10 protein-coding genes and 1 pseudogene are annotated in these 12,756 nt (G+C 50.6%); 6 read left to right on the forward strand and 5 right to left on the reverse strand.

Annotated features, from left to right (window positions below; genetic code table 11):
* The first annotated feature begins 28 nt into the window (after window positions 1-28).
* The gene (locus LCH85_20010) at window positions 29-2,122 is read left to right on the forward strand and encodes an acetate--CoA ligase family protein (GenBank protein ID MCA0354284.1); all 2,094 of its coding nucleotides are present in this window, start codon (window positions 29-31) and stop codon (window positions 2,120-2,122) included.
* Window positions 2,123-2,269: 147 nt separating this feature from the next.
* Window positions 2,270-3,331: a phosphotransacetylase family protein gene (locus LCH85_20015; protein MCA0354285.1), complete on the forward strand. Its 1,062-nt coding sequence runs from the start codon at window positions 2,270-2,272 to the stop codon at window positions 3,329-3,331.
* An 80-nt stretch (window positions 3,332-3,411) separates the two neighbouring features.
* On the opposite strand, the gene LCH85_20020 is transcribed toward LCH85_20015, so the two are convergent.
* From LCH85_20020 to LCH85_20030, 3 genes and pseudogenes are all read right to left on the reverse strand, one after another.
* On the reverse strand, window positions 3,412-5,736 hold the full coding sequence (locus tag LCH85_20020) for a hypothetical protein (protein ID MCA0354286.1): 2,325 nt from the start codon (window positions 5,734-5,736) through the stop codon (window positions 3,412-3,414).
* A 545-nt stretch (window positions 5,737-6,281) separates the two neighbouring features.
* Window positions 6,282-6,341 carry a GlyGly-CTERM sorting domain-containing protein gene (locus LCH85_20025; protein MCA0354287.1) on the reverse strand — a complete coding sequence of 20 codons (60 nt, stop codon included), beginning with the start codon at window positions 6,339-6,341 and terminating at the stop codon, window positions 6,282-6,284.
* Window positions 6,331-6,519, reverse strand: a pseudogene (locus LCH85_20030) (epimerase). Before LCH85_20030 ends, LCH85_20025 begins: the two are co-directional and overlap by 11 nt.
* A 137-nt stretch (window positions 6,520-6,656) precedes the next feature.
* On the opposite strand from LCH85_20030, the gene LCH85_20035 reads away from it, so the two are divergent.
* The 3 genes from LCH85_20035 to LCH85_20045 all read left to right on the forward strand — a co-directional run bounded on the left by LCH85_20035 (window position 6,657) and on the right by LCH85_20045 (window position 10,284).
* The gene (locus LCH85_20035; GenBank protein MCA0354288.1) at window positions 6,657-7,193 is read left to right on the forward strand and encodes a methylated-DNA--[protein]-cysteine S-methyltransferase; all 537 of its coding nucleotides are present in this window, start codon (window positions 6,657-6,659) and stop codon (window positions 7,191-7,193) included.
* 8 nt (window positions 7,194-7,201) lie between these two features.
* Window positions 7,202-8,668 (forward strand): helix-turn-helix domain-containing protein, encoded by a 1,467-nt coding sequence (locus LCH85_20040; protein ID MCA0354289.1) that lies wholly within the window; start codon window positions 7,202-7,204, stop codon window positions 8,666-8,668.
* A 401-nt stretch (window positions 8,669-9,069) separates the two neighbouring features.
* Complete coding sequence (locus tag LCH85_20045; protein MCA0354290.1) at window positions 9,070-10,284, forward strand: aspartate aminotransferase family protein; 1,215 nt, start codon at window positions 9,070-9,072, stop codon at window positions 10,282-10,284.
* 69 nt (window positions 10,285-10,353) lie between these two features.
* Here the strand turns inward: LCH85_20045 and LCH85_20050 are convergent, their stop codons facing one another.
* Entirely contained in the window at window positions 10,354-10,845 is a 492-nt protein-coding gene (locus tag LCH85_20050; GenBank protein MCA0354291.1) for a DinB family protein, read from the reverse strand.
* A gap of 2 nt (window positions 10,846-10,847) precedes the next feature.
* Window positions 10,848-11,345, reverse strand: coding sequence for a DinB family protein (locus LCH85_20055; GenBank protein ID MCA0354292.1), 498 nt, complete (start codon window positions 11,343-11,345; stop codon window positions 10,848-10,850).
* Window positions 11,346-11,503: 158 nt separating this feature from the next.
* Here LCH85_20055 and LCH85_20060 point away from each other — a divergent pair, with 158 nt between their 5' ends.
* Window positions 11,504-12,751, forward strand: a complete 1,248-nt coding sequence (locus LCH85_20060) for a glucose-1-phosphate adenylyltransferase (GenBank protein MCA0354293.1) — start codon at window positions 11,504-11,506, stop codon at window positions 12,749-12,751.
* Window positions 12,752-12,756: the final 5 nt, after the last annotated feature.

Here is a 12,756-nt window from a genome sequence, read left to right on the forward strand (position 1 = left end):
TGATCGAAGTAACCCGGAGGCAATCGCTATGCTGGAGGAGATTTTCGCTCCGCAATCGGTGGCCGTGGTGGGAGCATCTCCCGATCCATCACGTCTTGGTCACCGTGTCCTCAAAAATGTAATCGACAATGGCTATAAAGGGCGAATCTACCCGATTCATCCTACTGCCAGTGCAGTTTTAGGCCAAACGGCCTACCCGTCGGTCGCTGCTGTTCCCGCTGATGTTGAATTGGCAGTTTTGGTTATTCCACCGCAGCATGTCTTAAATGTGGTCGAAGAATGCGGCCAAAAAGGTGTGCGCGGTTTAGTCGTGATCACCGCAGGATTCAAGGAAGTAGGCGGTGAAGGGGTTAAGCTTGAACATCAATTGGTAGAGATTGTGCAACGTTACGGCATGCGCATGGTCGGCCCCAATTGTCTTGGTGTGATTGATACGGTCAGCGATTTGAATGCTTCGTTTGCAGCATTAATGCCCGCTGATGGTGAAATTGCCTTTATGTCGCAATCGGGCGCGGTTTGTACCGCCATTCTCGATTGGAGCAAAGAGGCCAATATTGGTTTTTCGCGCTTCGTCAGCCTTGGCAATAAATCCGATGTTGATGAAGTGGCGCTGTTGCAGGCTTGGGGCAACGATCCCCAGAATAAAGTTATTTTGGCCTATTTGGAAGGCATTTCCGATGGTCCAGGCTTTATTCAGGCCGCCCGCGAAGTAACCAAACGCACCCCAGTTATCGCAATTAAAAGCGGTACGACGGCAGCAGGTACGCGGGCAATTTCCTCGCACACCGGCTCGTTGGCGGGCAGCGAGAGCGCCTACGAATCGGCATTTGGCCAAAGCGGGATCATTCGTGCTCGCACAATGGAGCAATTGTTTGATTTTGCCTTGGTGTTTGCCTACCAACCCTTGCTGACTGGCTCACGCATTGCGATTGTCACCAATGCTGGCGGGCCTGGAATTATCGCCACCGATGCGATTGAGCGAGCTGGCTTGCAGATGGCCGAATTCACCCCCACAACCATCAGCCATTTACAAGCCAATTTACCAGCCACCGCCAATGTCTATAATCCAATCGATGTGATCGGCGATGCCAAAGCTGATCGCTATCGCATTGGGATTCAGGCAGCCTTGACCGACCCGAATGTTGATGCGGTGTTGGTGCTGTTTACCCCACAAGCTGGCAGCGAAGCCGAAGCCACGGTTGAAGCCATGGCCGAGCTTTCAGCCAACCAAAGCAAACCAATTGTCGCCAGTTTTATGGGCGCATATAGCATCAAGCCTGCGCTCAAGCTGCTTAATCAATATAAAATCCCCAACTACGAGTTCCCTGAACGGGCAGTATCGGCCTTGGAAGCCATGTGGCAACATCGCCGCTGGCGTGAACAACCAGCCATGACCTATGCGCGTTTTGATGTTGATAAAGCGCATGTCCGCGAGTTATTTGCTCAAGTGCGCGAGGCTGGGCGGGTTGAACTTGGCGAGATCGAGGCGCGTGAAGTTATGGCGGCGTATGGCATGCGTTTGCCCGACAGCCGGCTTTCGCGTTCGCCTGAAGAAGCCGCCGAAATTGCCAAGGAAATTGGGTTTCCGGTGGTGATGAAAATTAGCTCGCCCGATATTCTGCACAAAAGCGATATTGGCGGGGTGCGCGTGGGCATTGCCGACCCGCAAGCTGCCAGCGATAGCTACGAGCTAATCGCCTATCGCGCCCGTAAATTTAGCCCAAATGCGCGGATTTGGGGGGTTTTGGTGCAGGAAATGGCACGGAAAGGCCGCGAAGTGCTGGTTGGGGTCAGCCGTGATCCGCAATTTGGGGCGCTGATTGGCGTGGGCATGGGCGGTATTTATGTCGAAGTGCTCAAAGATGTTGTATTTCGACTTGCGCCCTTAAGCCGCGAAGAAGTGCGCGAACAACTGCGGGCAATTCGTTCGTTTCCATTGTTGCAGGGCGTGCGTGGCGAGCAAACCGCCGATTTAGAAGCCGTTGAAGATATTGTGCTGCGGGTCAGCCAATTGGTTAGCGACTTCCCCGAAATCGTCGAAATGGATATTAATCCGTTGGTTGTCTACAACCGTGGCGAAGGCGTAATCGTGCTCGATGCCCGCATTATTCTGCAAGGATAGATTTGAAAGGATGAGGGATGAAGGATGAATTATGAAGAGGAATCAGTTGGTTTCTCACGAATTTTGGATGAATATAGTTTCTTTAAAATTCAGCCAATATTCATCCCTCATCCCTCATCCTTCATCCTTCGATAAAGGAGTTTCGCTATGGCAACGCTGTATGTTGCATCAACAGAATCATATGTTGGCAAGAGTGCAGTTTGTGCTGCCTTGTTGCGCCAACTCAAGGATCGCCAGATTGATGCTGGCTACATGAAGCCAGTCAGTGTTTCGGTAACCCACACGCCAGAAGGGGCATTCGATGAAGATGCTGCCTTTATTCGCGAGAGTTTCGGCCTGAGCGAACCATTGGAGCAGATTGCGCCAGTGCTTTTGCGCCGCACGACGATCGAAAGCATTTTGCGTGGCGAGCAGCACGATTGGGCTGGGGCGGTGCAACAAGCGTTCCAAGCAATCAGCAGCCAACATCAAGTGACGATCGTTGAAGGCACGAACAGTTGGGCCGAAGGCTCGCTTGTCGATCTAAGTGCTGATCGGGTGGCCGATTTGATCGATGCGCCCATGGTCTTGGTTTCGCGCTACCGCACTACGCTCACCGTCGATGCAATTTTGTCGGTGCAACGCTTCGTCGGCAAACGGCTCAAGGGCGTAATTCTTAACCAAATCGAAGAAACCCGCCTCGATTTTGTCCAATCGCATGTTGTGCCATTCCTTGAGCAGCATGGCATCGCGGTTTTGGGCTTGTTGCCGCAAGATAGTGCGCTCTCAGGCATTCCGGTTGAAGATTTGGTGGCTGAGCTTGGTGGCAATGTAATTGGAGCCGATTTTGGCAAGGGCAAAATCATCGAATCGCTGATGATTGGGGCCATGGGAGCCGAAGCGGGCTTATCGCACTTCCGCCGTCGCGCCAACAAAGCCGTGATCACTGGCGGCGACCGCACCGATTTGCAACTGGCCGCCTTGGAAACCTCAACCAATGTCTTGGTATTGACGGGCAACTTCCGCCCACAACAATCGGTGATCGATCGCGCCGAACAACGCAACGTGCCGATTATCACAATTGCTGATGATACCTTGACGGCGGTTGAGCGGATTGAAAATATGTTTGGGCATATTCGCTTGCATGAACGTACCAAACTCGAACGCTTCACCAAACTCATGGCTGAGCGCTGCGATTGGTCACGCTTGGATGCGATTTTGGGCTTGTAGGTTCGTTTGAGCAGCAAAATCCCCGTGTTCAACTAAGAACACGGGGTTTTCTGTTTAGCCTTGAAGCAGAAGAATTGAGTTTAGCGATAGCGCCATTGTTCGTAGTGTTGGCCGACATTGCCCATCTCAACTTGCCAATCGGCGGGGTTGCTAGGCGTGTAGGTCAGCACGCGGCGCTCGAAGGCCTGTACCAACACAGTTTGCTCAACGCCACCAACATAGACTTTGGCCCAGTAGGCTTCGCTAATTGGGTAGCCCAAGGCAAAAACCCAATCCATTACTTGGCCGTTTTGGGTGCGACCATTTTGGTTGACCAAGCCTTGGCGATTGACAAAATCCCAGAAGGCGCTAGGGATGTTGTGGCCAGTTTGTGGCACGTAATGCACCAACTTAGCTGCATCAGTTGCAGCGCCAGCATAAGCGCTCACTTTGCCACTTCGCGCTAATTGCTGATCGGCGAATTGGCCAGTGCGATCGCTAGTTGACCCCAACAAATTGCTAAAACTGGCATAGGTTGGAGCTGAAGCATCGCCTAAATCGCCAGCAATATTAATTTGGGCGGGGCTACGCTGCACATAGTTGCTATCGCCAATTTGAATCTGGCCTTGAATCAATTCTTTAGCCAGCAAGCCGTTGGTCACAAACCATTGGCTTTGGCGGTCGGCCTCGAAATCGCTAATTTCCATGCGCGATTTATCGAAATATTGCACTTGACGCAAACCACCAGGCGCTTGATCGTAAACCTCGGCGCGGGCTTGGCCACTGCTCGGCCCCCACAACCACGAACGCACGGCTTGGCCACTTGCCACCGGAGCATCGGCGTAGCTCCAAACCTTGTTAAAAGCTGGGTCGGCAAATTTGCCATTACTGCGCGTATCGAAGTTGGGCAATTTGTTGCTCGATGAAGTTGTTGGGGTGGGATAGGCCGAAGTTGGCGTGCGGGTTGCCGTGCCAGTCGCGGTTGCCGTGCGATTAGGATCGCTAGTTGGCGTAACATCATCTTCGAAGGTTGGCGTAATATCATCTTCAAAGGTTGCGGTTGGCTGCATGGTCGGTTCGCCCTGATTTGCATTGGTCTTGATCTGGAAGGTTAAGGTGTAATCGATAAACTGATTGCCAACATCACCAACATTTTTGACCTGCACAAAATAGAAGCCATCGACGAATGGCGCGAAATCGATCCGCGAATCCAAGCCTGATTCATAATCGTCGTTGAAATCGATAATCGTCGTGCCATCGCGATCAGCCAATACCATGACTGTATCAGCACCAACGCTAAGTTCCGAGGTGAATAATGAATAGACTTTGCCAGCCTTGCCAAAGAATTTGACCCAATCGGCATCGCCGCGTGGGCACAACCGATGGTCAGGGTGAACTTCGCCAACCACAATCAACGGTGCAATTTCAGGCAACCCATCTGGCTCGTAGAGATCTTTACAAATTTCGGGGATGAGCGTTGGCGTGGGGCCGTAACTTTCGCTATTCAACACCACCGTATAGAGTGCATCAATAAACCCGCGTCCGGCGGAATCGCGCACCTTGATGTAATATTGGCCATTGGCAGGCGCACGCCACGATTGAATTCGTGGCTTGATATCGCTAGGGTCGTTGTTGCGCGGAAAGTCGTCGTTGAAGGCCAATTGATTGCCATTGCTATCATAGAGCGTCAACGAAAGATCCAGCCCATCGACCATTTGCGAGACATCAATTGTATAAACTTTGCCCTCTAAACCGCCAAATAAGAGCCAATCTTCGTCGCCAACTGGACAAATCGCGTGGACTTGGGGCACATCAACTTCAATTCGGCGAGCTTGGCTACGGGTATTATTTGGCTCAAATCTATCATTCATCGTCCCACCATTTCCATCGCAAATTCGCCCTGGTGTACCAGTATTAGTTGCAGTTGGGGTAGCAGGAGTCGGCGTATTGGTGCGGGTTGGAGTTGCTGTTGGTGCAACGACATTAAGCCTTATATCAGCAGAACGAACAATATTTGAGACTGTAGATCGTGCTTGGATATTAAACGTAAACAGTCCCCTGGCTGCCGCAGGGATTTGGATATTAGCAACAAAACTCGTAGACTCTCCCGAAGTAATACCTGGTAAAGGAGATGTTGCAGGGTTGAATGTTATAGTCCATCCTCCAGGAGTATTAGGTTGAAGATATGTATAAGTTTCTTGGACAATGTTATCTGGTGCTGTTGAATTATTACGAACCGTAAAGATTAACTGAAGTGTTTGACCTGCAACTGCATCTTGATCAACAACACTTGGGTCAATAAAAAAACTTGGGGTATTCGGTGCTTGCGGCTGGGCTTGGGGTGGGGTTACAGGCCGCGCCCATACACCGAGTGGCGTTAACAAGCCAGCTAGCACCACGAACATTAATAAACGCGCACGTTTCATAGGCAACTTCTCCGCTTCAAGGCTGGTTGATTTGACGAAAGGGTTAAAAAGAGCAGCATCGCTATTCTAGCCCATTATAACGTCAAATATTGATTTTGGGGCAAGCCAAAGCTCCCAATTATTAAGCATTTAAAGCTGATTGATCATGCTATTTTCGATAATTGGCTGGGGTGCGCCGTTTTGGGCAACCCGCAGCATGGCTTGGGCTAGTTGCTCGGTGGTAGTCACATATTGGGGAATCAAGCGTTTAAATACGGGATACAGCGGGCTAGTAAGCCTATACATCAACCGATACCAGCGGGTTTTGGAAACTATGCCATGTTGAGGTTGGATAAAGCCCGGGCGAAACATATAGGCTGCGCGAAATGGCAAGGCCAATAAGGCTTGTTCAGTTTGGCCTTTGACCCGTGCCCACATCGACCGCGAATCAGCATCAGTGCCCGAACCTGAAATATAACTAAAACTTGATTGGGGATTGAGTCGCGCCAAGGTTTGGGCCACATGCAGCGTCAAATCATAGGTAATCGAGCGATAAGCAGCCTCGGTCATGCCTGCCGCCGAAACACCCAAGCAAAAAAAACAAGCATCATAGCCCACCAATTCATGCTCGATTGAGCTTAGTTGATATAAATTGCTATGCACAATTTCGGCTAGTTTTGGGTGGCGTTGGCCTGTGGGCGTGCGGCCAACACACAACACTTGCTCAATCGCTGGATTCAACAAACACTCACGCAACAGGCCTTGGCCAATCATACCCGTAGCCCCAAAAATTATTATTTTCATCGAAATTTCCTTTTTCAAGCGATTGAATTAAGCCTAGCACGATTTCCATGCAAAATTAGTGCGAAGAAAAACGGTAGCCGCCAGCAGCAACCCTCGCTATACTGCTTGCAGTCAATCGGTCACACAGGAGTTTGCCCATGCAACAGTTAACTATCGAACAAATCGCAACGCCGATTGGCGCTGTCGTGATTATTAGCAGCCCTCAAGGCGTAGTCTATTTGGATTTTGGCGATAACCAAGCCCGCTGCCAACGCTTACTCAGCCAACGTTATGGCCAATTTGCGCTCATTCTCGCCAGCCAAAATCTGTGGGCCGATGCAGTTGCTAGCTATTTTGCAGGCGATCTGCGGGCGCTCGATCCGATTGCGGTCGATCTAGCAGGCAGCGAGTTTCAGCGCAAAGTTTGGTTGGCACTACGCGAAATCGGGGTTGGTCAAACGATGAGCTATGGCGAGTTGGCGGCCAAAGTTGGCACACCCAGCGCTGCTCGGGCGGTTGGCATGACCAATGGCCAAAACCCAATTAGCTTGGTGCTGCCCTGCCATCGGGTGATCGGAGCCAACAAAAGCCTGACTGGTTATGCTGGTGGTTTGGAACGCAAACGCTGGTTGCTGCGCCACGAAGGTGCTCAATTTAAAGATACGCCTGCCCAAGCGAGTTTTGAATTAGTGTGAAAGAAAAAATGATGTTAACTGAAACCGAGCCAAACCTGCCAAGCCATAACGAAATGGTTGCCCACATGCTGCAATCGGATGCCAGCTATAACGGCAAATTTATTACGGCAGTCAAAACTACGGGCATTTATTGTTTGCCAAGTTGCCGCGCCCGCAAGCCCAAGCCTGAGAATGTTGAATTTTTTAGCAACCCCAACGCAGCTCAAGGGGCGGGCTATCGCGCTTGCAAATTGTGCCGACCAGATGATTTTTATCGTGGTTTTGATCCTGAAGAACATTTGACTGAGCAATTGATTGAAGCGGTGTTGGCCCAACCAGCCGCATTTGCCGATGTTAAGGCCATGGCTCAAACTGCGGGCGTTGGCCAAACCAAATTATTTGAACTGCTGCGGGTCTATTACCACACGACCCCTGCCGATTTGCTGTTACGAGCGCGAATTGAGGCCGCTTGTGGTTTATTGCTCAACACCGAGCAAACGATTATTGCGATCGCCAACGAAGTGGGCTTTGATAGCTTATCGAGCTTCAACGAAAACTTTCGCAAACACACCATGCTCACGCCTAGCGAATATCGGCGTATAGCTGAAACTGGGCGATTTAGCCTTGCCTTGCCCAACGATTATCCTAGCCGCCAAATTTTAGGCCAGCTTGGGCGCGATCCAGTTAGCCTAACCGATCGGGTGGTCGAGCAAACATGGCACAGCACCTGTCGCTTAAATGAGCAAACTGGGGTGTTAATCGCAGTTGCAATCACCCCAACCACGGCTGAATGCAGGATTGTGGAGCAACCACCATTAACGCCCAGCGACGTTGCCACGATTCACAGCCATGTTATTGCAGGTTTGGGTTTAACCAACGATCCCAGCCGCTTCGAGGCTCATGTTGCCAAATCGCCGGCATTATTGCCATTAATTGAGCAACAACGTGGTTTGCGTATGCCCTTGGTGCATAATCCATTTGATGCCTTGGTTTGGGCAATTTTGGGTCAGCAAATTTCGCTGGCGGTGGCTTATCGCTTGCGCCAACGCCTTACTGAGCTGGTTGGGCAACAATTAAATGAGGATTTTTATCTTGCGCCAACGCCCGATGCAATTGCCCAATTAACCGTTGAGCAACTGCTACCCTTGGGCTTTTCCAACGCCAAGGCCCGCTATTTAATTGATACAGCGCAGGCGATTGTTGCTGAAAGTTTGCCCTTAGCGAGCTATCACCGCAAATCGGCCACACGGATCGAGCGCGAACTATTAGCGTTGCGGGGCATCGGCCCATGGACAGCCCAATATGTGTTGATGCGTTCGTTTGGCTTTAGCGATTGTGTGCCAGTGGGCGATAGTGGCCTGACCAGCAGCTTACAGGCATTTTTCCAGCTTGAGCAACGCCCAGATCGCTCGACAACCCTCGCTTTGATGGCGGCATTTAGCCCCTATCGCAGCCTAGCGACATTTCATTTATGGCAACGTTTGAAACCAATGTAAGAAATCAGGAGTTTTTAACCACGAAGGACACGAAGGACACTAAGTTTAGGTTTATTGTTCTAGCCCATTTGTTGGCAATTCAAACACTGGATTACCCCAACCTTAGCGATCTTCGCGTTCTTCGTGGTTCCATAACTTTTGATCATTCATCCCTCATCCTTCATAATTCATTCTTTTTTGATCCACCAAGGATACGAAGTGCACGAAGGTTTGATTGATCGTTCTAGCCCATTTGTTATCAATTCAAACACTGGATGAACCCAACCTTAGCGATCTTCGCGTTCTTCGTGGTTTCATAACTTTTTATCATTCATCCCTCATCCTTCATAATTCATCCTTTCGCAGAAAGTGCTACAATGCACGCCAATTGATTGTTGCTAGTACGGGATGGAACCTAGGCCATGACACAAAGCGAACACGAAGCGATTATTGCGCAAAGTGATAAATTTCTGTTGCCGCTTTACAAACGAGCCAAACTCGCGTTAGTTGGTGGCGAAGGCGCATGGCTGCATGCCGCCGATGGACGACGTTTGTTGGATGCAACCGCTGGGATTGCAGTTAATGCCTTGGGTTATGGCGATGCTGAAGTTGTAGCAGCAATTCAACAAGCAGCGACAGGCTTGTTACATAGTTCAAATCTGTATTACACCGCCTCAGTAGCTGAATTGGCTCAACGTTTGATCGATTTAACGCCGTGGGCTAGCAAGGCTTTTTTCTGTAATTCTGGCACCGAGGCAATCGAAGCCAGCCTGAAATTTGCCCGTCGCTACACCCACAACCAACGCCCTGAGCAGCAAACCGGCTTTGTAGCCTTTAACGACGCATTCCATGGCCGTTCGATGGGCGCATTGTCGGTTACCTCACGCGAGGCCTATCGCACACCATTTAATCCATTGATTCCAGGGGTGCGCTTTATCAACCTTGAGTGTGATCAAGCGACCCTTGAAGCGACGATTGATGCGAGCGTTGCCGCCGTGATTGTTGAGCCAATTCAAGGCGAAGGTGGAATTCGGCCAATCAGCCCTGAGTTTGCCCAAGCCTTGCGCCGCCGTTGCGATCAAGTCGATGCCTTGTTGATTTTCGATGAAATTCAATGTGGCATGGGCCGAACTGGCGACGTTTGGGCACACCAAGCCTTAGGCATCAATCCTGATATTATGGCGCTGGCCAAGCCGCTTGGTGGTGGTTTACCAATTGGCGCGGTGTTGGTCAACGAACGGGCTGCCAAAGCTTTGAATTACGGCGATCATGGGACAACGTTTGGTGGAAATCCCTTTATTTGTGCCGTTGCCAACGTCGTTTTGCAAAAGGTCACGCATCCCACGATGTTGGAGCATGTGCGCTCGGTTGGGGCCGAATTGGGCGCTGGCCTACGCGATTTAGGCGAACGCTTTGATGTGATTAGTGCTGTGCGCGGGCGTGGCCTGATGTGGGGTGTAGAATTCAAAGGCCCAACTGCGGCCCAAATTACCGAAGCAGCCTTTGATCAGGGCTTGCTATTAGTTGGTTCGGGCAACGATGTGGTGCGGGTGATTCCACCATTAATCATCGGCCATAATGATGTTGAGCAATTGCTTACCCGCTTAGGCGATGCGATCAATCAAGTCGTGAGCTAAATTTCTTTCATCCTAGCCCCTCTGCCAGCTTGTGGCAGAGGGGCTTTTAATTAGGAGCTGAGGCAATCACTATTCAGCTTGCAGCAAAATCCGCGTAATTTGCTCCATATGAATCAAATCGTGGCCAGTTACCTGCATCAAGGCATCGGCCAATGAGAATGCGCCTAATTTGGGATGTGTACCATGGCGCTGCCATTGTTCAGGGCTAAGGCTTTGGAAAAACTCCACGTAGCGCGTGCGCGAAACACATAATTCAGCATAAACAGCATGCAATTCACTGGCGTTGTAGTTGCGTTCACGAGCAAGCTGATCGGGATTGTAGCTTTGAAACAGTGGATTATCCTGTTCGAGCATACTGCTTGCCCGATCTTGAAAAATCCGATCGTAATCGCGCAAATGACAGACAACTTCTAAAACCGTCCAGCCATCAGCGCCATCGCGCAAGGTCGTGGCTTGTTGCTGGCTGACGCGAGCTAAAATATGCCCCAAAGTTTCGAGCGTGCGGCTCATCAGCGGCAGATGCCAACGCAGCATCGAATCAATTAAAGTTGGATCTGACATGCTTATTGCCCCTTTGCTTGTAACAAAATTCGCGTAATTTGCTCAAGATGGGTCACATCGTGAATGCCAACTTGCATGGCGGCATCAGTCAGCGAAAAGTAGCCACGTTCGGGGTGAGTGCCAGCTTTTTCCCATTGCGCAGGCGTGAGTGCCTGAAAAAATGCGATAAACCGTGGGCGTGATTCCTGCAAGGCTGCATAGACTGTGGGCAAATCGTTGCTATTGTAGTTGCGCTCAATCACCATAGCCTCGTGATCGTAAATTGGCAATAATGGAAAATCGCCATCACGCATCATGATTGCTCGCTCAAGGAAAATCTGGTCGTAATCGCGTAAATGGCACATCACTTCGACCACCGTCCATCCGTCAGGGCCATCGCGAAACGTGGTGGCTTGGGCTTGAGTCACAGTGCTCAACACATGACCCAGCGTATCAAGGGTCAATTGCATCAAATTAATATGGCGTTGGCGAACTAAAGCTAATTGATCGTGGTTGCTCATGCGCATTTCCTCGTAACACACCGATACCTTGTAAGCATAGCAAACCTAGCAAGCTTTGGACATGGACAATATGATGGAGATCTAAACGAGATTGTGGCTTGAGCATGAGCAAAATTGGTTATAATGGTGCGTGAATCCCCGGTACCAAAGGAGGTTCTATGCGCGTAGTCGCGATGATTATGGCTGGCGGTGAGGGGACACGTTTAAGCGTGCTATCCGAAAAACGCGCCAAGCCCTCGGTTCCATTTGCTGGCAAGTATCGCATTATCGACTTTACGCTTTCCAACTGTGTCAACTCCAATATTTTCGATGTTGCGGTGCTCACTCAATATCGGCCTCATTCGCTCAACGACCATATCGGCATTGGCAAGCCCTGGGATCTCGACCGCAATCGCGGCGGGGTACGCTTGCTTCAGCCCTACCAAGGTCGCAATGATCAGAGTTGGTATAGCGGCACTGCCGATGCCATTCTGCAAAATATCAATTACATCCGTGAACAACGCGCCGATCTGGTGCTAATTCTCTCAGGCGACCATATTTATAAGATGGATTACCGTGAGTTGATCGCCACCCACCTCGCCAAAAATGCTGATCTGACTGTGGCAGTCATGCACGTCTCGCTCGAAGAAACTGATCGTTTTGGGATTATGACGGTCAATGATGACGATCAAGTCGTCGAATTTACCGAAAAACCCAAGGCCCGCGATAAGGGCACATTGGCCTCGATGGGCATTTATGTGTTTGATGCCAAACGCTTGGTCGAACGCTTACGCGAAACCAGCAGCCAATATCCCAACCTTGATTTTGGCAAGCATGTGATTCCCACGATGATTGCCAACGACAATGTGTATGCCCACCCCTTCTCGGGCTATTGGGTCGATGTGGGCACGGTGCAATCGTACTGGGAAACTAGCATGGAATTGCTTGATCCTGCTTGCACCCTTGATTTGTTTGATGCTGAATGGCGCATTCACACCCGCTCAGAAGAACGCCCACCAGCCAAATTCGGCCCGCAAAGCAAAGTCGAAGGCTCGATGATTTGCAATGGCTGTGTGGTGCGTGGCACGGTTGAGCATTCGGTGCTCTCGCCAGGAGTCTATGTTTCACCTGGAGCGGTTGTGCGCGATTCAATCGTCATGACCGACACTTGGATTGGCCCAGGCGCGGTGCTTGATCGGGTGATTGTGGATAAAGATGTGGTGATTGGGGCCAATGTGCAACTTGGGGTTGGCACTGAGAACGTTCCCAATCGCTTGCAACCAGATAAATTGACCACAGGCATTAGCATTGTTGGCAAAGGTGCGCATATTCCTGCCGGCATCAGCATTGGCCGCAATGTTGTGATTGCCTCCGATTGCGATGAGGACCAATTCAACGGCGATGTGGCTAGTGGCGAGTCGATCTAGTGCTG

The sequence above is a fragment of the Chloroflexota bacterium genome (genome assembly GCA_020161265.1).
Lineage (GTDB): Bacteria > Chloroflexota > Chloroflexia > Chloroflexales > Herpetosiphonaceae > Herpetosiphon.

Coding starts and splice junctions, on each gene's coding strand:
- LCH85_20050 (MCA0354291.1), bottom strand. CDS start 10,845: ATGTCAGATCCAACTTTAATTGATTCGATGCTGCGTTGGCATCTGCCG.
- LCH85_20020 (MCA0354286.1), bottom strand. CDS start 5,736: ATGAAACGTGCGCGTTTATTAATGTTCGTGGTGCTAGCTGGCTTGTTA.
- LCH85_20015 (MCA0354285.1), top strand. CDS start 2,270: ATGGCAACGCTGTATGTTGCATCAACAGAATCATATGTTGGCAAGAGT.
- LCH85_20045 (MCA0354290.1), top strand. CDS start 9,070: ATGACACAAAGCGAACACGAAGCGATTATTGCGCAAAGTGATAAATTT.
- LCH85_20055 (MCA0354292.1), bottom strand. CDS start 11,345: ATGAGCAACCACGATCAATTAGCTTTAGTTCGCCAACGCCATATTAAT.
- LCH85_20040 (MCA0354289.1), top strand. CDS start 7,202: ATGATGTTAACTGAAACCGAGCCAAACCTGCCAAGCCATAACGAAATG.
- LCH85_20010 (MCA0354284.1), top strand. CDS start 29: ATGCTGGAGGAGATTTTCGCTCCGCAATCGGTGGCCGTGGTGGGAGCA.
- LCH85_20060 (MCA0354293.1), top strand. CDS start 11,504: ATGCGCGTAGTCGCGATGATTATGGCTGGCGGTGAGGGGACACGTTTA.
- LCH85_20035 (MCA0354288.1), top strand. CDS start 6,657: ATGCAACAGTTAACTATCGAACAAATCGCAACGCCGATTGGCGCTGTC.